Annotated in this window: 16 protein-coding genes; 6 read left to right on the top strand and 10 right to left on the bottom strand. The window is 56.8% G+C overall.

The annotated features are described in order from the left end of the window. The first annotated feature begins 149 nt into the window (after positions 1-149). The 6 genes from K420_RS20260 to K420_RS20625 all read left to right on the top strand — a co-directional run bounded on the left by K420_RS20260 (position 150) and on the right by K420_RS20625 (position 6881). A complete protein-coding gene (locus K420_RS20260) occupies positions 150-929 on the top strand; it encodes a class I SAM-dependent methyltransferase (RefSeq protein WP_084019698.1) in 780 nt (259 codons plus the stop codon). 2 nt (positions 930-931) lie between these two features. Then, complete coding sequence (locus tag K420_RS19290) at positions 932-2644, top strand: asparagine synthetase B family protein (protein ID WP_051453194.1); 1713 nt, start codon at positions 932-934, stop codon at positions 2642-2644. A gap of 87 nt (positions 2645-2731) precedes the next feature. After that, positions 2732-4204 carry a lipopolysaccharide biosynthesis protein gene (locus K420_RS0115825; RefSeq protein ID WP_035854915.1) on the top strand — a complete coding sequence of 491 codons (1473 nt, stop codon included), beginning with the start codon at positions 2732-2734 and terminating at the stop codon, positions 4202-4204. Between the two features lie 22 nt (positions 4205-4226). Beyond that, entirely contained in the window at positions 4227-4880 is a 654-nt protein-coding gene (locus K420_RS20635; RefSeq protein ID WP_157275131.1) for a tetratricopeptide repeat protein, read from the top strand. A gap of 124 nt (positions 4881-5004) precedes the next feature. Further along, positions 5005-5928 (top strand): hypothetical protein, encoded by a 924-nt coding sequence (locus K420_RS20630; RefSeq protein WP_157275130.1) that lies wholly within the window; start codon positions 5005-5007, stop codon positions 5926-5928. Then, entirely contained in the window at positions 5925-6881 is a 957-nt protein-coding gene (locus K420_RS20625) for a hypothetical protein (protein WP_157275129.1), read from the top strand. Before K420_RS20630 ends, K420_RS20625 begins: the two co-directional genes overlap by 4 nt. Before the next feature lie 63 nt (positions 6882-6944). On the opposite strand, the gene K420_RS0115820 is transcribed toward K420_RS20625, so the two are convergent. The 10 genes from K420_RS0115820 to K420_RS0115775 are packed head-to-tail and all read right to left on the bottom strand — an operon-like array spanning position 6945 to position 19315. Continuing rightward, the gene (locus K420_RS0115820; RefSeq protein WP_027458904.1) at positions 6945-7895 is read right to left on the bottom strand and encodes a polysaccharide deacetylase family protein; all 951 of its coding nucleotides are present in this window, start codon (positions 7893-7895) and stop codon (positions 6945-6947) included. Further along, positions 7892-9187, bottom strand: a complete 1296-nt coding sequence (locus K420_RS19285; protein ID WP_051453193.1) for a putative O-glycosylation ligase, exosortase A system-associated — start codon at positions 9185-9187, stop codon at positions 7892-7894. The genes K420_RS0115820 and K420_RS19285 overlap by 4 nt, the downstream gene beginning before the upstream one ends. Further along, positions 9180-10373, bottom strand: a complete 1194-nt coding sequence (locus tag K420_RS0115810; protein WP_084019696.1) for a glycosyltransferase family 4 protein — start codon at positions 10371-10373, stop codon at positions 9180-9182. Before K420_RS0115810 ends, K420_RS19285 begins: the two co-directional genes overlap by 8 nt. 9 nt (positions 10374-10382) lie before the next feature. Then, positions 10383-11597 (bottom strand): TIGR04063 family PEP-CTERM/XrtA system glycosyltransferase, encoded by a 1215-nt coding sequence (locus K420_RS0115805; RefSeq protein WP_027458902.1) that lies wholly within the window; start codon positions 11595-11597, stop codon positions 10383-10385. Then, a complete protein-coding gene (locus K420_RS0115800; RefSeq protein WP_027458901.1) occupies positions 11597-13504 on the bottom strand; it encodes an XrtA/PEP-CTERM system amidotransferase in 1908 nt (635 codons plus the stop codon). The genes K420_RS0115805 and K420_RS0115800 overlap by 1 nt, the downstream gene beginning before the upstream one ends. 20 nt (positions 13505-13524) lie before the next feature. Further along, complete coding sequence (locus K420_RS0115795; RefSeq protein ID WP_027458900.1) at positions 13525-14691, bottom strand: TIGR03088 family PEP-CTERM/XrtA system glycosyltransferase; 1167 nt, start codon at positions 14689-14691, stop codon at positions 13525-13527. Continuing rightward, the gene (gene xrtA, locus K420_RS19280) at positions 14688-16220 is read right to left on the bottom strand and encodes an exosortase A (protein ID WP_035854913.1); all 1533 of its coding nucleotides are present in this window, start codon (positions 16218-16220) and stop codon (positions 14688-14690) included. The genes K420_RS0115795 and xrtA overlap by 4 nt, the downstream gene beginning before the upstream one ends. Continuing rightward, the gene (locus K420_RS0115785) at positions 16217-17431 is read right to left on the bottom strand and encodes a TIGR03087 family PEP-CTERM/XrtA system glycosyltransferase (RefSeq protein ID WP_027458899.1); all 1215 of its coding nucleotides are present in this window, start codon (positions 17429-17431) and stop codon (positions 16217-16219) included. The genes xrtA and K420_RS0115785 overlap by 4 nt, the downstream gene beginning before the upstream one ends. A gap of 3 nt (positions 17432-17434) precedes the next feature. Next, positions 17435-18475 (bottom strand): FemAB family XrtA/PEP-CTERM system-associated protein, encoded by a 1041-nt coding sequence (locus K420_RS0115780; RefSeq protein WP_027458898.1) that lies wholly within the window; start codon positions 18473-18475, stop codon positions 17435-17437. Next, positions 18476-19315 carry an XrtA system polysaccharide deacetylase gene (locus K420_RS0115775; RefSeq protein ID WP_027458897.1) on the bottom strand — a complete coding sequence of 280 codons (840 nt, stop codon included), beginning with the start codon at positions 19313-19315 and terminating at the stop codon, positions 18476-18478. It lies immediately after the preceding gene. Between the last annotated feature and the right edge of the window lie 13 nt (positions 19316-19328).

Below are 19328 nucleotides of genomic sequence, written 5' to 3'. Positions count from 1 at the left end.
TATAAATGGTGAAAAATATCGGGGTAATGTTTTGAAAATTAATAGACTGAATATATATAATAACCATGTTGTATCGATAATTTATAGTGGTTTATTTTTCTTTTTTAGCGATAAGTCATAGTGGTTTCATGGAAACTTGAAGGGTTAATATGGCATCTTTATTAACTGAATATCGCGCAAGCCCAGCAGAGCAGCATCGAATCGCCGATCTGTTTTTGTTGATTCCTAGCAGCGGAACCAATGCCATCGATATTGGCGCTCGTGACTGCTATCTCGCACAAAAGTTGGCAGAGAGATTCGAGAAGGTTGTTGCTTTGGATCTAGAAAGCCCAGATGTTCAGCATCCAGGAATTGAGCCAATTGCAGGGAATGTTGTAAGCCTTCCCTTTGGCGACAGTCACTTTGATGCTGTACTTTGCGCAGAGGTTCTTGAGCACATTCCAGAAGACCTGTTAGTTAAAGCATGCAGTGAAATTTCCCGTGTCGCGAAGGATAAGGTCGTAATTGGAGTTCCCTATCGCCAAGATTTGCGCTGTGGCCGCACTACCTGCCAGAACTGTGGCAAGAGCAATCCACCGTGGGGGCATGTCAATAGCTTTGACGAAAATCGACTTAAAGCCTTGTTCGGCACCTTGGTTTTGGAAAGGGTGAGCTTTGTCGGTGCGAGTAAAGATTCAACCAATTGGCTATCGGCTGCCCTTCTAGACTATGCAGGCAATCCATTTGGTACTTGGGAACAGGAAGAGCCTTGTGTGTATTGCGGAGCTTCAATTGGAGAGCCTGGCGAACGCTCTATGTCACAGCGGCTAGCAACCAGGCTTGCATTCATTCTTAACAAATTACAGTCACGATTCGTGAAACCTCGTGGCAATTGGATACACGTCCTTTTCTCAAAGCCACCAATGCGTAACGAAAAACTGGTCACCTAAGCATGAACATTAAATTGAGCAGGGGTGAATCCCAGCATAAAGCTTTTCACCATTCCGTCGCCAAAAGCGGTCAATGTCACTTCGCCAGCCAGGAATTACAGCACCTTGCACAGGACGGGGACGATCTTTCAGCTTGGGAGACTGCATTTCGCAGGTATGGCGTGGAAGCTCCTCAATACGTTCTAGGTGATTTTGCGGTTGCCTTGTTTGAGCCGGATGGCCGGGTTTTCCTGGCTGTTGACCGGTTCGCAGTACGCAATCTCTGCTACCAATTCAAGAATGGGGTGTTTAGAGTAGCCGAGCGCGCCGACGATCTTGCAGGCCCAGATGCCGAACTCGACCCTCAAGCGCTTTACGACTACCTGTATTTCCACATGATTCCGGCACCGCGAACGGTCTTCAAGGATATCTTCCGCCTGCCGGCCGGCCACTACGCGCTTTTTGAAAACGGCAAACTTACCGTTGCCCCGTGGTGGAAGCCGCATTTCGATGAGCGTCGGCGGGCGCCGGTTAGTGATCTGAAGGCTGAGTTCCGACAGATTCTGCTCGACTCCGTTCGTGATCTCGCAGCGGGAGGCAATACAGGTTGCTTCCTGAGCGGTGGCACTGATAGTTCGACGGTAGCGGGGCTGCTCCGGGAAGTAACCGGGCAACCTGCCAAGGCCTTTTCAATTGGCTTCGAGGCGGCCGGCTACGATGAAATGGAATATGCCCGAATTGCCGCGCGTCATTTCGGTGCCGAGCACCATGAATACTATGTAACGCCAGAAGATCTGGTGCGCAGCATTCCCGATGTGGCTGCCTCCTACGATCAGCCATTTGGCAATTCCTCTGTTGTTCCCGCTTTCTACTGCGCCAAGGCGGCGAGAGAGGCGGGCCTTACCCGGATTCTTGCCGGTGATGGCGGGGATGAGCTGTTTGGCGGCAATACTCGCTATGCCAAGCAGCGGATCTTTGGTGCCTATGAACAGATTCCTGGCTTCCTGCGCCACGGCCTGCTTGAGCCCTTACTGACCGGTACTGCGCTGCCCGGCAAGATCCCTGGCATCAAGAAGGCGGTCAGCTACGTCGAACAGGCCAGCGTGCCGATGCCGGATCGCATGCAGATGTACAACCTGCTGGGCCGCCTGGGGCTGAGTGAGGTGCTGACGCCGGAGTTTCTGGCCCTGGTCGAGCCGCAGGACACCCTGCGCCAGCAGCGCGAAACCTACCAGGCCGGTGATGGGCAGGCGTTGGTCAACCGTATGCTTTGGTATGACTGGAAGTACACCCTGGCCGACAATGATTTGCCCAAGGTGTTAGGCGCCACCCGCCTGGCTGGCATCGATGTTGGCTTCCCCTTGCTGGATGACCGATTGGTCGATTTTTCACTTCGCCTTGATCCGGAGCTCAAGTTGAAGGGGCTGACCCTGCGCTGGTTCTTCAAGGAGGCGCTAAAGGATTTCCTGCCGCCCGAGATCATCACCAAGAAGAAGCATGGTTTCGGCTTGCCGTTCGGGGTTTGGGCGGTTGAGCATGCAGGGCTGCGTAACTTGGCTCTGGATTCGCTGGATTACTTGCGTGGGGCAAGGGTTGTGCGTGCCGAATTCCTCGACAATTTGCTCACGGAATATCTCCCGCAACATCCTGGCTACTATGGCGAACTGGTCTGGATATTGATGATGCTGTCCCAATGGTTGCAGTCAAAGCCCCATCGCAGATCGATTTTGTCGTGATCAAGGCATGGTGTAGAAACCCGCTAATTGGGCGTTTGGTCATTTTGAATTTTCTCAAACCTGTCGGGTGCCAAATGGCATGCCCCCATGCCCATTTCTAAGCATCCCACCAAAGCTGTCTCTCCGGCGCGGGGCGCAGTGATCGTGGTTGCCATGCGTTGGACAGATCGACTGATCGGCCTGTTCAGTACCCTGATCCTGGCTCGCTTGCTGGTGCCCGCGGATTTTGGCGTCATTGCCATGGCCTCCATCGTGGTCGGCCTGGTTGATACCTTGCTTGCCTTGGGCGTTGGTTCGGCACTTATCCAGAATCGAAATGCCGGACGAGAGGATTTTGACACTGCCTGGACCTTGGGCATCATTCAGGGGGCGGTAGTAGCAACTCTCATCTGGTTTGCCGCTCCCTACGCAGCCGAGTCCTTTCGCGACCCAAGGGTTCTGGACGTGGTTCGAGTCATGGCTTTCACTGTTCTTCTGGGGGCGTGGGAGAACATCGGTATTGTCGCCTTTCAGAAAAACATGGAATTCGGACGTGACTTCCGGTTTTTCTTTTTCAGGCGAATCGCAGGTTTTGTCGTGACCTTGGTTGCCGCCATCCTTCTGCGGTCGTATTGGGCGATGGTGATCGGTGCATTGGCTGGGCGGAGTGTTGGTGTTGTCCTTAGTTACTGGATGCATGACTACCGGCCGCACTTTTCATTCAAGAAGGTGCGCGAACTATGGTCGTTCTCACAGTGGATTCTTGTTCGAAATATTGGCTCCTATGGGCTGGCACAGTTGGATAAGTTTCTGGTCGGCCATCGTACTGATGCGGCAACGGTTGGCACCTACTCTCTCGCTGATGAGGTTTCCTCAATGCCGACGACTGAATTGCTGGCACCGCTGGGGAGGGTTTTGTTTCCGCTATTCGTCAAGGTTTCTCACGACACTGAACAACTGAGGCAAGCCTTTTGCAAAGCCCTCGGCATACAAACACTTTTTGCTTTGCCAGCCGGTGTTGGGTTGGCACTTGTGGCTCAGGAAGCGGTGCCCTTGCTCTTGGGCGATCAATGGTTGCAGGCAATTCCTCTTGTCCAAACGCTTGCATTAATCAGCATCTGCACAGCGATGGGGCATAGCAGCGGTTACGTTCTCTTGGCGTTGGGACAAGTTTGGGTCCAGGCTGTTCTGGCGTGGATTCAACTCGCTCTGTTGGCGGTGCTGGCGATATTGGCATTCCCGGAAGTAGGTGTGCAGGGGATTGCAAACATACGTTTCGTAACCACTGCCGCAGGGATGCTGTTACTCGCTGCCTTGGTATTGAAAAATGTCAAATCCATCCGCTTGCTGGATATTTTGATGCACACTTGGCGCCCCTTAATTAGTACTGGCCTTATGGCGATTGGGTTGATTTTTCTATCCAACCAAACATCATTTGGCCATCTCACACAGTTTTTGATGCTCGTGGTCGCTGGTGCTGTTGTTTATGCATTATCGGTACTTATGTTCTGGAAGCTTTCAGGCAGCCCAGACGGAGCTGAGTCGTATCTACTTGAGTTAATAAAATCAAGGCTCGTGTAACTGATAGATAGGAGTAGGGAAGGTGCAACTAAGAGAAAAAATAATCAAGTCACTGTTTGCATTTGCCATGGGACTAGCGAGCTCGCAATACCTACTTGCGGAAGTCAGTGATTTTTCGTGTGGCTCATTAAGCAATGCCTACGGCCCATACGATTACCGAACCGACAAAGACAAGCTCGGTATTGTAGAGGGGGCCCACCTGACACCAGAGGTGCTTAATTTGTCTCGGGGAAAAACAGCTGCCATTGGGGCAGACATAGATTATACGCTACGTGCTTTTCCTAATCATCATCCGGCTTTAATGGCTATGGTTCGCCTTGGTGAAAAGCAACACCTGATAAAGCCGATTGGTGCTAAATATTCGGTGGAGTGTTATTTACAAAGAGCAAACCGATTTCGTTCTGATGACGCTATGGCCAAGATGATATATGCAAATTTTCTTGCAAAAAATAAGCGTGGAGCTGAAGCGATTAAATTGCTTGACGAGGTTGTAGAGCTCGGAGAGGAAAACGCTAATCTATATTACAACATGGGGCTTATATATCTCGACCTTAATCAATATGAGAAAGCATTAAATTACGCTCATTTAGCATACCGAATGGGGTTTCCATTGTCTGGACTTCGAGATCGCTTAAAGCGATTAAATAAATGGAGCGAAGTGCCGGTTGAAAATTAGTTTAGGGAATAGTGGGCTAAATATTAATGGGTGGATATAGAGAACTTTGGTGTGATTGTTTTTGAGCAATGGGGCGCTGATTGTTAAAATGTTAAGTCAACAGCAAATTAGTGAGAATTTTTCAGTGGCCAAACTCGTCTTGATACTATTGGTAGCTACTGGTCATTATTTTGATGGTTCGATTCTTTGGGTTCCTGTATCTATTGCTCTTTTTGTTTTTGCATTTTCATCAGGCTACTTCACCGCTTATCGATACCGAGGAACATTCAAGATTAGCAGTTTTTTTCTGGGGAAGGCTAGAAGACTTTTGCCGTCGCTGATTGCGATAAACGGTTTTTTATTGCTTCTCTTTATATGGGAAGGCCGAGAAAATATTGCGCATACCCATACATTTTTTTCCGCATTTGGGTTAGTTGGTTTTCTCGATTGGTTTGGTGTTAAGAATGTTAGCCCCTTTGGTAACGGCTTGTGGTTTTTTACTGTGCTCCTTGTTTTTTATGGTGTTTATCCGTTTTTAAATTTTATTTGTTCAACCAAAAATCGAACCATTTTTTTTATCATTACGCTTGGGGTGTTTTGCCTTTTGGGTCAAATATATGCAAGCCCTCCTTACATGCTTTGGTTGACTGTTTTTGGCTTTGGTTTTGGTGTATTTCTATCCAGAGTAAATTGGATTCCCTGTGTTTCTAAAATAATATATTTATTTGTTTTTTTGTCGGGTTTGTTTCTGGGCCTGAACTTCTTTGGTTTTAAGCTGGCTAATGTGTTTTTTATCACCATTTTGTCAATCCTTGTTGCGAGTTTGTTGTTGGTTGCGAGGGTGCCCAGTGGATTATTGGGCCCGCTAAATTGTTGGCTGCCCTGCGTGCTTGAAATCTATTTTTTGCATACTTATCTTTTTGTACGATCACCAGTGCTTGGTGTTGTAACTTCTTATGTTTTTTCGATAATTAATATTCTTTTTCTTGCATATTTAATTAATAAATTTTCAAATCTGATAGCGCAGGTTGTTGCCAAATCCAGAGTGGCTGAAGGAGGTTGTAAGTGAACAAAAATTCTGGGCCTTGGAAATGGTCGCTTACTATTTTTGCCTCTCGCGAACCGGTTTCACTGTTGATTGCGACTATTCACAATGTCTTGTTGTCTGTTAATAATAATACTGTCGTTGATGTTTTGATTAATGGTAACACTCGGCTTGCATCTGATTTGGTTTGTCAATTAGATGGGAGCTTGGGCGAAGATCGGCGATTAAGGGTATGGGTTATTGAGTTTGGTGATAAGGCAAATGCATGGAATAGTTATTTCCATCGTATTTGGGATGGACAGAGTATTGCTTTTTTTATGGATGGGTACGTCGGCCTAAGATCTGGTTCTATTGAATTACTTGGTTCTGCGCTAGAGCGGGAGTCGCAATCAGTTGGAGGTTGCGGGGTCCCCTCGGGCAGTAATTCATCTGATAAATTGGCAGAGAAAATGTTGGCTGAAGGAGGTTTTCATGGTAATTTCTGCGCAATTAAAGGTAGTGTGATAGAAACAATTAAGCGACGTGGTATTAGAATCCCCTTAGGTATGTATCGGACAGACTCGCTGGTTGGAGCTTGGCTTGCATTTGGGTTGGATCCCAGCACAAATAACTGGGATATTGGTCGTTTGCTTGTTGTTTCTGAGGTGACTTGGGATACACCTGTTAAGAAATGGTGGAGATATTCGGACATAAAATCAGCCATCAGCCGGAAAGTGCGGCAATCACGAGGTGACCTGGAGAACACTGCAGTTAGGTATTTCCTTGGTAAACAAAAGATGTTACCTGAGGCCCTGCCATCTGATGTATGGAGATTGGTTAGCTCTTGGGTGGCCGCTTGCCCAGAAGAATGGAACAAAATAAAAAAACTTAGACTATTATCGAGATATTCATTCGATTCTATGTCTAAGTTTAAAGGTCTTGATGGTGCAAAAGAACTGCCAAGGCGGCTATGGCCAAGAGAAAGCGATCGTGGTTAATATGATAATTTATTTGCTAGGATTGGTTGTTATATACTCGGGTTTATAAAAAAGCAAAATTTTTTACTGTTTTGCACAGTTTTTTAAAAGTCGGGTTGCATAGCCCAGCCGTGATTTGTCCCAAGGGGTAAAGCGAGGGATTTCGAAGACGCTGGCGTTTGAATCAGCAACTCCCCATGCTGTAGATACCGCGGCATCGAAACCCAGCTCGCGAACAAGAACTGCATGTTCGGGTAAATAATCACCCCCTGGCTTGCCGTTCGGGTAGGCAAACAGTCCAATCCGCGTCTGTAGTAGTTTCTCCAGAAACAGCTTGCTGTCGGCGATTTCCTGGCGGGCCTCACTGATGGAGGTGCGTGCCAGGATGGGGTGTGAAACGGTATGGGCACCGATCTGCATGCCGCCGGCGTAGAGTTCCGTGACCTGGGCCGATGTCATCATGAGATCGCTTGGGGGGCTGGCCGAAGCTGCTTCGGTCAGCTTTTCGGTTAGCGCGAGGCGCTCGTTAACCGGCAGGTATTTGATTCGGCCGATGATTGCTTCGATGGCCGCCCGTTTCTCGGTAGCAGAACCGATCGCATGATTGCCCAAGTCGATTGCAGTCAAATCAAGATGGCTATCCCGGCAGGCGCGAATTGATTCGATGACTGTGTCGTTCCACATCCGCCCGCCATCCAGAAAGCCGGTGGCCACGAAGAAGCAGGCAGGCAATTTGTGCTTTTGAAGGATGGGCATGGCGACGGTGCAGTTGTCCGCATAGCCGTCATCGAAGGTGATTGCTGCTGCACGCGGCGGCAGTCTTCCGGTTTTTAAGCGTTCAACTGCAACATCCAGAGGCAATACGTTGAACCATGACGTGATCCAGCCCAGTATCTGATCAAAGCGTGCGGCATCCGGTTCGCCCGGAAAGATCGGGTCAGGTTTGGGGAGGACGCGATGAAAGATAAAAGTGGTCAGTTTCCCGCGGCGCCCACCTGGTGAAGCAAGATGAAAAGCTGCTTTAAGGAGCGTCATGGCTTTACCTTTGCCAGCACAGGAACTGTATCTGCCACGGGTTGCTCTTCTTCTTCCTGCCAGGCTTTACGGTCCACCCAGCGTTTGGTCAAAACGACCAGCACGAGAATGTTGTAGGGCAAGTCAAAGTAGGCCAAGCTGAGGAATGCCCCCCCAACAGCATAGCCGGTCATGCTGACCTGGCACATTGCGCCGAGGTCGGATGCCCATTTCGTCTCTGGATTTTTATCCTTGCCAAGCTTGCGCAATCCGGAGGCAGAAAGCCAGACCAGCCACCATAGGAGGATAAACAGGAACAGACCGATGAAGCCGTGTTCGCCCAATACCTGGAAGTAGATGCTGTGTGCAGCGTGGACGTCTGTGGGATCTGGTGCGTACTGGCTGAATGTGATCAGGTTATAGATCTCATATCCACCACCAAAAAAGTTTTTTGCGGCCAGATTCCAAGCCATCCACCAGGCATTGATGCGCCCCATTGCTGAGGCATCCTCGCGATACTCCGAGATCGTGGTCATGCGGGCTGTCCAATGTTCAGGCATGAACATCAAGAGGGTAATTCCTGCGCCGAGGATGATGAGGAGTAGCCCCACCTTCCGCCCACCGTACCACCACAGCGATATAGCCATGGCTGCAATCGCCAGCAGTGCGCCGCGAGAGTGGGTACCGAGTGCAGCAGCAGCGCAGAGCAGCATGGCTATGGTCATTAGGTGCTTGCCCCAGCGGGAGATCATCTGCAACTGCAGGAATCGGAACAGTGGGAGGATGATGATCAAAGCCAGCGCAAGTTCATTGTTGCCTTCAATGAAAGTGCCTGTCGGCCCCCAGACACGGTAGCTGCCGCCCGTAAGGATGGTGAATGCACCGCCTTTGACCCCGTAGTAGCCAACCGAGCCGATGATGACCCAGACAAGAGCGGTGATGTGTTTTTTCGAGTACAGCAGCACCATGGCGATGAGGATCATGAAGTCAATCTTCATGACCCGCTTCCACATTTCATAGCTTCCTTCTAGGTCGAATGAAAAGGGCAAGGTTAGGCACATCCAGAGCATGAATATGATCAAGACTGCGTTCTCTCTTGTGACGAATATTTCTCGACGGTCTTTCGTCGCCACCAGGCCAATCAAGGTGCTACCGGCGATGGCTGCCGCAACCGGCATTTTGTTCAGGGCCCAGGTCAGGGCGTGGGGGTTCATCAGGCTGATCCATGTCCAGCCGAGGATGCCTATCCACGGCCGACGAAGCGCCGCGATGCAGATGACGAGAATGATGGTGCCGAGAAGCAGGTCACGCATGGCTGATCTGTCTGAAGAGTTGTAGTTGGGCTTGTGACGTTTGGTCCCACGCGAATTGCTCGGCATGGCGACGAACCTTCTGCCGCTCGGGTGGCACGGAGAATAGGTTTTTAAGAGCTGAAACCAGCGCCGCGCTGGAGCGCTCTGCCAGAATCAACCCGACATCCTGTGTGAGCATTTCCTTGATACCGCCGACATTGGTGGCGACGACCGGAGTCCCGCAGGCCATCGCTTCGAGCAGGACATTAGGCCATCCTTCCCGGCTGGAGCACAGGACGAGGACATCCGAAGCGCTGTACCACCACTTGAGCTGGTCGGGCTGGATCATTCCCGCAAAATAAACACGATCTGCCACGCCAAGTCGGCGGGCAAGCGCCTCCAGCCGTTCACGCTCCATGCCCTTGCCAACGATTGCCAGGCGTGTATTTGCTGGTAGCTGGGTGAGCGCTTCAATCGCCAGATGGTGGCCCTTTAGTTCCACCAGGTTGCCGACCGAGAGCATCAGTTTTTTATCCGGCGCGATTGGAATCCCAATCTGCCGGCGAGCCACGTCCTGGGGCTGGGGGTAAAAGCGCATCAGGTCGACGCCATTGCGAAAGACCTTGAGTTTTTCAGGCTCGGCCCCAAGCGCTGCCAGTTTGTCTGTTAGAGCCCGTGAAACGCCGATGGATGCGGATGCCGCTGCCGCTGTTTCCAGGATCAGGCGGTGGGGAATTGGGTAATTGGGTAGCACATTGATGTCGGTGCCCCTGGCAGTTACCACAAACGGTTTCCCTAATTTCTTGGCGATGAAACCTGCCGCTACGCCATCCGGGTAATAGTAGTGAGCATCGATCAGGTCGAAGTCAAACCCCTCGCGGATGATCCTTTTGATTGTTGGCAGGGCGCCGCGTGCAAGGGCGTAAGGGGCTATGTTCATGCCTATACGGGGGGGCAGGAAATAGCGTGGGTGAAACACCTCGACCCCATGTCGTTCTTCATGGCGTGGGGTAGCGGCAAATTTTCCGTAATCGCCAAAGCGATCCCCCTTGAACGGGAACCACGGCACCGGCGCCACCACCTTGGTTTCCACTGCTCTGGTTTTGAGTAGCTCACGTAGTCGTGTCTCGACAAAAATGCCGTGAACCGGCCGGGCAGTGCTGGGGAAGAGGGTCGAAAAAAGGAGGGTTTTGATCGGGCGCGACATGGGGCTACATCAGCAGCCGGTTTTTCCGGTCAACGCCTGGTAAGGCGCTACGTAATTCGCCACGCTGTTCCGCCAGTTGCGCACCGATTCGACAAAATGCCGGCCATTGGCCTTCAGTTCCGGCCAGCGCTGGCGATCGTTGAGCAACCCGAGCAGGGCATTGGTCAAGGCCTTGCAGTCGCCAGCCTTGAACAGTATGCCGGTCTTGCCATGCTCGATGAGTTCCTTGTGGCCGCCGACATCGGAGGCGACGAACAGCTGGCCCTGGGCCATGGCCTCTAGCGGCTTGAGCGGGGTGACCAGTTCGGTCAGGCGCATCGGGTGGCGCGGGTAGGCCAGGATGTTGATCAGGTCGTAGTAGCGACTGACTTCCTGGTGCGGCACACGGCCGGTGAAGATGACGTGCTCGCTGATGCCGAGGCGTTCGGCTTGCCGGCGGAGGTTGGCTTCCTGCGGGCCGCCACCAACGAGCAGCACGCGCACATCGGGGCGCTGGCGGATCAGTTCCGGCAGGGCCTCGAGCAGCAGGTCGAGGCCTTCATAGGCGTAGAAGGAGCCGATGAAGCCGATGACCGTTTTGCCGCTCAGGCCCCATTTTTCCTGCAACTGCGGGTCAGGCGGGCTGGCCAGCTGGAAGGAGGCAACGTCGACGGCGTTGGGAATGACGGTGACCTTCTCTGCCGGGATGCCGCGCGCCACGATGTCGGCGCGCAGGCCTTCGCAGATGGTGAAGACGTGGTCGACCTGGCGGATGGCGCGGGTTTCGAGGGCGCGGGTGGCGCGATAACGCAGGCTGCCTTCGGTGGTGCTGCCATGATCGACGGCGGCATCTTCCCAGAAGGCCCGGATTTCATAAACGACCGGGATGCCGAGTTTGCGGGCGACCTTGATGGCTGGCAGGGCGTTGAGTACCGGCGAATGGGCATGGATGATGTCCGGCCGGATGTCGCGGGCGACTGCTTCCAGCCGGGTTTCCAGTTGCTGCATCAGGGCCAGCTCCCGGCCGATGGGCAGGTCGGCCAGAAAGCCGGTGGCGGGCGGGGTGCGGTAGAAGCGCAGGCCATCCACGTCGTCGAACGGGGTGGATGTTTTGCCCTGCTTGGGGGAGGTCAGGTGGAAGGTTTCCCAGCCCAGGGCGCGCTGTTCGCGGAGCAGGGCGGCGGTGCGGAAGGTGTAGCCGCTGTGCAGCGGGATGGAATGGTCGAGGACGTGCAGGACGCGAATCATGCCGCTTCTCCCGCCTCCATGACGTTGCGCAGGAAGGCTTCTAACATCAGGATGGTCCAGATCGAGGCGCTGTAGTCGCGGTTGCCGTTGTTGTGGTCGCGCACCAGTTCCTGCAGATAATCGCGGTTGAACCAGCCGGTGTCGGCCAGGCGCGAGCCGAGGATCGATTCCTGCACGCGGGCCTTGAGCGGGCCGCGGAACCAGCGGGCGAGCGGCACGGAAAAGCCCATCTTGGGGCGGTACAGCACGTCGTTCGGCAGGTGCGGCTCCATGGCCTTCTTCAGCAGGTACTTGCCTTCCTGGCCGCGAATCTTCTGTGTCGAGGGCAGGGTGGCCAGCCATTCGACCAGCTTGTGATCCATCAGCGGTTCGCGCACTTCCAGCGAGTGGGCCATGCTGGCGCGGTCGACCTTGGTGTTGATGTCGCCGATCAGGTAGGTCTTGAGATCGAGGTACTGGATCAGGGCCAGCGGATCCTGGGTGTCGGCCTTGGCGGCGTGGTCGGTGAATACCTGCAGCGCGTCGTAACCGCCGAGTGCGGCCTTGAATTGCGGGCTGAACAGCTGGTTGCGCATTGGGGCGCGCAGGATGGAGACGGAGTGGAAGTAGCCCTCCACTGAGGATCGGGCGATACCCTCAAAGGTGGTCTTGGCACGGAAGACGCGCGGTGCCCAGTCGGCTTTCGGGTAGAGCTTGCCCAGCGTGCCGAATAGCGGCCGGCGCAGGCCGAGGGGCAGGGCCGAACGCATCTTCTCTTCCATCAGGTGCAGCTTGTAGCGGCGGTAGCCGCCGAAGCTCTCATCCCCGCCATCGCCGGAAAGGGCGACGGTGACGTGCTTGCGGGCGAGCTGGCAGACCCGGTAAGTGGGAATGGCCGAGCTGTCGGCGTAGGGCTCGTCGTAGAGGCGGGCCAGGGTGTCGATCAGGTCGAAGTCGTCGCTTTCCACTACGTCGAGGTGGTGGTTGGTGTGGTAGCGGTCGGCCACCATCCTGGCGAATTCGGACTCGTTGAAGGCCGGGTCGGAGAAGCCGATCGAGCAGGTGTTGACCGGGTTGGCCGAGAGGCCGGCCATCATGGCGACCACGGCGCTGGAGTCGACGCCGCCGGAGAGGAAGGCGCCGAGCGGCACTTCCGAGATCATGCGGAGCTTGATCGACTCTTCCAGGCGGTGGGTGAGTTCGGCCTGGGCATCGGCGTCGCTGATCGGGTTGTCGAGCGTGAAGCGCACATCCCAGTATTCGCGCGGCTGGCCGACCGGCTGGCCACGACGGAGCAACAGGGTGCACGCCGGCGGCAGCTTCCTGGCCTGCTTGAAGATGGCACGCGGCTCGGCAACGTAGCCGAGGGCGAAGTATTCCTCGACGGCACAGGGATCGATGTCGCGCTTGAGGCCGCCGTGGGCCAGCAGGGATTTCAGTTCGGAGCCGAAGAGGAAGCTGCCATCATCGAGCAGGGCATAGAACAGCGGCTTGACGCCGAGGCGGTCGCGGGCCAGGAACAGGGTTTCGCGATTGCGGTCCCACAGCGCGAAGGCGAACATGCCGCGGAAGCGGTCGACGCAACGCTCGCCCCAGGCTTCCCAGGCGTGCACGATGACTTCGGTGTCGCTGCGGGTGTGGAAAACGTGGCCGAGCGCCTGCAGTTCGGGGATCAGCTCCTGGTAGTTGTAGATCTCGCCGTTGAAGACGACGCAAACACTCTTGTCTTCGTTGTACAGCGGCTGCTGGCCGGTGGACAGGTCGATGATCGAGAGGCGGCGATGGCCGAGGCCGAGGCCGGGCTCGATGTGCAAGCCGCCTTCATCGGGGCCGCGATGAAACTGGGCCTCGTTCATTCGGTGCAGGACGGCGCGGTCAATGTCGCGCCGGCTGCGGGTGTCGAAGATGCCGGTAATTCCGCACATGGGGTCTGGTTCTCTGTGTTCTAGTGGGCGTCGGGTTGCTGCCGCATTTTTCCGTAGAAAAGGTGGTCGTAGAGTTGCTGGTAATGGCGCACCATGGCGCCCATGCTGTAGTTGCTTTCGACCAGTTGGCGGCCGTGCTTGCCCATGGCGCGGGCGCGTTCGGGATCATCGGCCAGTTCGATCAGCGCGGCGGCGAGCTCGATCGGGTTGGAGGGCGGGACGAGCAGGCCGCTTTCTCCTTCCACAACCAGTTCCGGGTTGCCGCCCACGGCGGTGGCGATGACCGGCAATCCGCTGGCCATGGCTTCAAGGATGGTGTTCGAGACACCTTCGGCAATCGAGGGCAGCACGAAGCAATCCAGGCCGCGCATGACGTCCGGCACATCCTGGCGTTCGCCGGGCAGCCAGGCCAGGTCGGCCATGCCTGCCTTATCGAGGATGGCCTGCGATGCCGCACGCAGCGGGCCGTCGCCAACCATGATCAGGCGCAGGCGGCTGCGCAGCCGGGGCGCTTGCTGGATGGCGAGAACGAAGGCCTGGGCAAGGTTGGTTTGGTCCTTGACGGTCTGCATCCGTCCGGCCGTGCCAACGAGCCAGTCGTGGGCGCCATGGAAGGGCGAGCCGGGAATGGGTTGCCGGCTGTTGGCCGGCTGGAAGCGGGTAGCGTCTACGCCGTTGTAAATCTGTGCCACGCGATGACCTGTAATGCCGATGGTATGGGTCAGATAGTCGGCCAGATCGCGCGAGAGCGCTATGTAATGTTTCACGAACGGGCTGTAAAGCCGCCTGATCCACTGGTATTTCTTGTTCTTGCCATCGTAGTCGCCCACGTCGCGGCCATGCTCGCCATGAATTCTTCCCTTCACACCGGCCAGCCAGGCCGGCACCTGGGCTTCCAGCGCGGCAAGGTTGCGGGTATGCACGATGGCCGGACGCAGCTGGCGGAAAAGCCTGAAAAGCTCGGGGTAGATCCACAGGAGATGGCCCGGCGCCTTGTTCAGGGCGATGAACTCGACATCGTCGCGCTGGATGCGTTGGCGAAAATCGGTGATCTCCGTGAGGGCGATCACCGCATGGCGGTAGGCGCTGGCCGGCATGTGGTTGATCAGGTTCACGATGCCGTTTTCCAGACCGCCGGTGTCGAAGCGATACATCACGTGGGCGACCAGGGGGCGGCTGTCCTTCATCGGGCGTGGGCCTCGGCCAGCGTGCGCTGGATGGCGTCCGCCATGTCGCGGCTGAAGGCGCTCAGGCTGCGTTCAGCCTCAGCCTTCGGGGCATAGAGGATGACAACGGCGGAATCGTCGCCGTGGCCGCTCAACATCGACCAGGCGGTCAGGGCCTTGGCCAGGATATCGCTACTCGTCAGCCAGCCGTTGATCCAGTACCACTGCCAGGCTTGGTAGCGTGAATCGGAAACGCCGAACTTGCGGCTGAATTCGTATATCCGGATGCCGGCGGGAAGCGCCTGGCCGCTGCCGGCTGTGGTGCCGGCTCCCGTCAGTTGCCATTCGGGATTCGCCGGTGCGATCAGGGTATTGGTCGAGGTGACGAGCTTGCGGTCGTAGTCCTGGTTCCGGTAATAGGCGATGTACAGCCCGACCTGCTGGTCCCCGGCCTGGAAGGCTTCGTGGAGGGTGGCGGACGGATTGCTGAATTGCGGCTGCAGGTCGATGAAGCGCGGTGCCGCCTGCCAGGGGGCGATGGCCGGCGGCAAGGCGAGCTGCGGCGTGGTCTTGTCATTGGCGTCTTGCAGCAGTCCTCGGGCGAGCGGACCGGCGCTGGCGATGCCGGCGATCAGCAAGGTCGATAGCCAGAGCCGACCAGCGTGCGCAGCCGGCGTGGCGACGGGGGGGGATGAGGCCGGTGATCTCTGGGGTTTCTCGGTTTCCGCCCAGCGCATCCCGATCGCGAACATGATGGCGATGACGACACCGAAAAACACCCAGCCGTAGATCAGGTGATCCACACCGACGGCCAGCTTGTTGCCCGACAGGTGGCCGATCATGACGATTAGGTAGGCACGCAGCCAGTTGGCGACGACGGGAACCAAAAGGGAAATGCCGACGAAGATCAGGCGCCGTTTGAGCGAGGTGTAGGTGAGGTAGGCGTACAGCGTGCCGACCGTCAGCGAGGCGATCAGGTAGCGAATGCCGCTGCAGGCTTCGACCACCGACCAGTTGCCGCTCGGTACCACGAAATTCTGGCCTTCGCGATAGACCGGGATGCCACTTAGGCGGAGGGCGATGACGGTGAAATCGGCTGTCCATTCCATCAGCTTCGGCATCAGGAAATCGCCAATCGGCACGGCAAAGAACAGAAAAAGCAAGGGAAAGGCGAGTTGCCGACTGACGGACTTGCCGAGCAGGGCGGCGCAGGCGAGCACGATGATGGCGACGACGGAAAACTGGGTCAGTGCATTGACGGCGGTGAGGTCGCCGAGCAGCCACGCGAAGACCATGCACGCCAGCGGGACGACCAGCAACAGCCAGATGCCGGGTGCCTGGTTGACGAGCCGGTGGCGAGAACGCCAGGCCAGCCAGCCCGAGATGACTGGAACCAGGAAGCCATGGGCGTAGGTGTCGGAGCGCCACCAGATTTCAGCCATCGCCGCCAGGGTTTCCCGGTAGCTGTAACCGATCATGGCCAGCACGAGTCCGATGAGGACCAAGGTGGTTGGCCAGGCATTTTGCCGGGATGGGGTGGTCTGGTTCATCGTGCTTCCTTGCCGGCGCTGTCGGGCAGGTAGCGGTCGATGCCGGAGAGGTGTGCCTCCCAGCTGTAGCGGGCGAGGACGCGCTTCCGTGCACGCTGGCCGATGCTTGCTGCCTGTTCCAGATTGCGCAGTAGCCTATCGATGGCGGCGACGTAGTCGTCCGGCGTCGAAGCCTGCAGCAGTTCCTCGTCGGTCACCGCATCGACCGCACCGGCGCATTCGCTGGACGCGACGACCGCTTTCCCCATCGCCATGGCTTCCAGAATCTTGTTCTGGATGCCGCGCGCGATGCGCAGGGGAGCAACGACGACGGCGGCGTGTTGCAGGTAGGGGCGTACGTCCGGCACGGTTCCGGTCACCGTGATCGATTCGCCGGCCAGCGCCAGAACTTCTGCCGTCGGGCTGCGGCCGACGATGGTGAAACGGAGTTTGGGTCGGCCCTCCTTCAAACGGGGTAGCACGTTCGTGGCAAACCAGCGCACGGCGTCGATGTTCGGGTGGTAATCCATCGCACCGGTGAACACAACCGGAATCTCACCCTCGGCATACGGGTTCGCCTGCTCGGGGGAGGGCGAGAAATAGTCGGCATCCACCCCGTTGCAGATGGCATCCACGCGGATGGCACATTCCGGCGCCTGCCGGCTGAACAGGGAGGCTTCAGCCTCGGTGACGAAGAAGGAACGATCGGCCGTGGCGGCGACCTGGCGTTCGTAGTCGAGCAGGGTGGCTCCCTCGCGCCGGTACAGCCAGGACATCGGCCAACGATGGTCGGGGGCGTATTGCGTCCATTTCGCCGAATCGACGTCGACAAAATCGATCACCCGCGGCAGGCGGGGTAGGTGTTCGACGTACTGCGCCATGGCCGAGCAGAAGACGACGGCAGCGTCGATCGCTGTTGAGCGGCAGATTTGATCCACCCAGTCGCGCAGGCCGGCGTCGCGGTAATAGCGCAGGGTGAGGGGGTCGCCGGCCAGCAGGGCGTTCAGGCTGCGCAGCTTGGCGAAGCGCGGATTCAGGCGGGCAACGTGCAGGTCGGTGCAATAGGCGCGGACGGTTTCGATGTGCTGCAGGTCGTCCGGGTCGTCGACGAAGGTGCCGAGAAATACGCGATGCCTGGCCGCCAGATGCTTCAGCAAATGAAAGGAGCGCACCTTGTCGCCCTTGTTGGGCGGGTAGGGTAGGCGATGGACGAGGTAGAGGATGTTGGCCATGCCTTAGCCCAGGTTCCGGACGATGTGCGGGCCGATCAGGTTCGCCAGCTGGATCGGCATGCGGCGCCAAGCCTCGATGAATAGCTTGTACTTGGCGTTGGACGGGTTGTTTTGCGGAATGCTGTCCCGCTTGTACAGGCAGTATTCGTAGTGCAGGGGCTGCGCTTCGAAACCCCAGTTCTTTTTGAAGGCGTAGGGGCCGGTGCCGACCTTGCTGCGGCCGTAGTCGAAAAGCTTCAACCCCTGCTCGCAGCTTTGCCGCATCAGTTCCCAGTACTTGAAATCGTTGGCGGCGAACTGGCGGGCCGCTTCGTCATCACCGGCATAGTAGGGCAGCACCTCGTCGCGGAAATAAAAGGACAGGACGCTGCTCAGCGGGGTGCCATCCGGGCTGGTGACCGTCAGGATCCGGCAGTCATTGCCGAAGACGCGCAGCAGGGTGTCGAAATAGCGCTTCGACAGGGCTGGGGTACCGTGGCGATGGACGTTGTCGGCAAACAACGCGAAGAAACGATCGCTGGTCGGATCGTTCTGGCTGAGCAGGCCGTTGTTGATCCCCTTGCGGACCATCGCCCGCTGCTTGCGGGGGATGGCCAGCATGTTGGCCTCGACATCGGGCAGGATTGCCTTGCGGAAGGTGACGTACAAATCCTGCGTCGGCCAATCGGCGTGGCGCGGCGACAGGTTGCGGAATTCGAGATGGTCGACGCCGAGTTGCTGGGCCAGATCCTGTGCCGCTGCTTCCAGTGCGGCGACGGCATCCGGCGTAGTCGCCGCGACGCCACCATAAACGGCGAAGGGAAGCGCAACGAGCGCGTTGCCGAAAAGCAGGCTCTTGACGTGGGCGAGCGGCAGGACGCCCTCGATCTCGCCACGGTTTTCCGCCAGCAGGAAGTGGGTGGGGTGGCGGAAAACGTTCTGGATGATCGTTTGCCATTCCGCCCGGTGAAAGAAGGTGGCGTCCGGGCAGGCTTGAACAAAGGCATTCCAGCGCTGGGTGCCTGCAACATCGGAGGGGGAAAGCCGGCTGATCTTCACGGTCAATCAGGTCCGATCGAGAAACAGGCGATCCATGCGCGTCCAGGAAAAATCGGCCAGCAGCCGGCGCAGGCGACTCTCCATGCGATGGATATTCAGGTAATGCCGGAAGCGGGTCTTGGCACTGATGCCCGGGATGCGCGGTTGCTCGATATCGACTTCCCAGGGGTGGAAGTAGAAGACAGCCGGCATGTTGTCGACGCGGTTGATGCGCTCGATCATCCAGCGCGACAGGCCATAGGGCATCAGGCGGAAATAGCCGCCACCGCTGGCCGGCCAGTTGCGGTTGAAGAAGCGCAGCGTGGTGGCGGGTATTTCGAGCAGGTTGCCGATGGGATGGGCATGGCGCGGCGCGCTCGGCATGCCGTAGTGGTCATGCTGGATGGGGTAGATGCTGGAACTATAGTGATAGCCGGCCCGCTCCAGGCACTCGAAGGCCCACAGGTTCCGCTCGCCGATCGAGAAACTTGGGGCGCGGTAGCCTTTCACCTCGCAGCCGGAGAGATCTTCGAGCAGCAGCTTGGCGACATTGATGTCGGCGTAGAAGCTGTCCGGCGTCTGGTCGCTGGCCCGTTCGTGGCCATAGCCGTGGCTGGCCAGTTCGTGGCCATTGGCGACAATTTCGCGGACCACGCCCGGGTAGCGCTCGGCGATCCAGCCGAGGGTGAAGAAGGTGGCCTTGGTGTCGTGATCGTCCAGCATGGCGAGAATGCTCGCCACGTTCCGCTCGACGCGGCACTCGCGGATCGGCCACTCCGAGCGCGGAATGTGCGGGGCGAAGGCGGATACCTGGAAGTAATCCTCGACGTCGATGGTGAGCGCGTTGCGCGTGGCCTTGACGGTCATGGCTTGCCGCTCC

Source organism: Dechloromonas agitata is5, from assembly GCF_000519045.1.
Lineage (GTDB): Bacteria > Pseudomonadota > Gammaproteobacteria > Burkholderiales > Rhodocyclaceae > Azonexus > Azonexus agitatus.
Note: the sequence above shows the minus strand (reverse complement) of the source record. Positions and strands in the feature narration are given on the sequence as shown.

Bases quoted from the DNA above. Each gene is read 5' to 3' on its own strand.
- K420_RS19290 (WP_051453194.1), top strand. From the start codon at position 932: ATGAACATTAAATTGAGCAGGGGTGAATCCCAGCATAAAGCTTTTCAC.
- K420_RS20260 (WP_084019698.1), top strand. From the start codon at position 150: ATGGCATCTTTATTAACTGAATATCGCGCAAGCCCAGCAGAGCAGCAT.
- K420_RS0115785 (WP_027458899.1), bottom strand. From the start codon at position 17,431: ATGGCCAACATCCTCTACCTCGTCCATCGCCTACCCTACCCGCCCAAC.
- K420_RS0115800 (WP_027458901.1), bottom strand. From the start codon at position 13,504: ATGTGCGGAATTACCGGCATCTTCGACACCCGCAGCCGGCGCGACATT.
- K420_RS0115775 (WP_027458897.1), bottom strand. From the start codon at position 19,315: ATGACCGTCAAGGCCACGCGCAACGCGCTCACCATCGACGTCGAGGAT.
- xrtA (WP_035854913.1), bottom strand. From the start codon at position 16,220: ATGAACCAGACCACCCCATCCCGGCAAAATGCCTGGCCAACCACCTTG.
- K420_RS0115810 (WP_084019696.1), bottom strand. From the start codon at position 10,373: ATGTCGCGCCCGATCAAAACCCTCCTTTTTTCGACCCTCTTCCCCAGC.
- K420_RS19285 (WP_051453193.1), bottom strand. From the start codon at position 9,187: ATGCGTGACCTGCTTCTCGGCACCATCATTCTCGTCATCTGCATCGCG.
- K420_RS0115795 (WP_027458900.1), bottom strand. From the start codon at position 14,691: ATGAAGGACAGCCGCCCCCTGGTCGCCCACGTGATGTATCGCTTCGAC.
- K420_RS0115825 (WP_035854915.1), top strand. From the start codon at position 2,732: ATGCCCATTTCTAAGCATCCCACCAAAGCTGTCTCTCCGGCGCGGGGC.
- K420_RS0115820 (WP_027458904.1), bottom strand. From the start codon at position 7,895: ATGACGCTCCTTAAAGCAGCTTTTCATCTTGCTTCACCAGGTGGGCGC.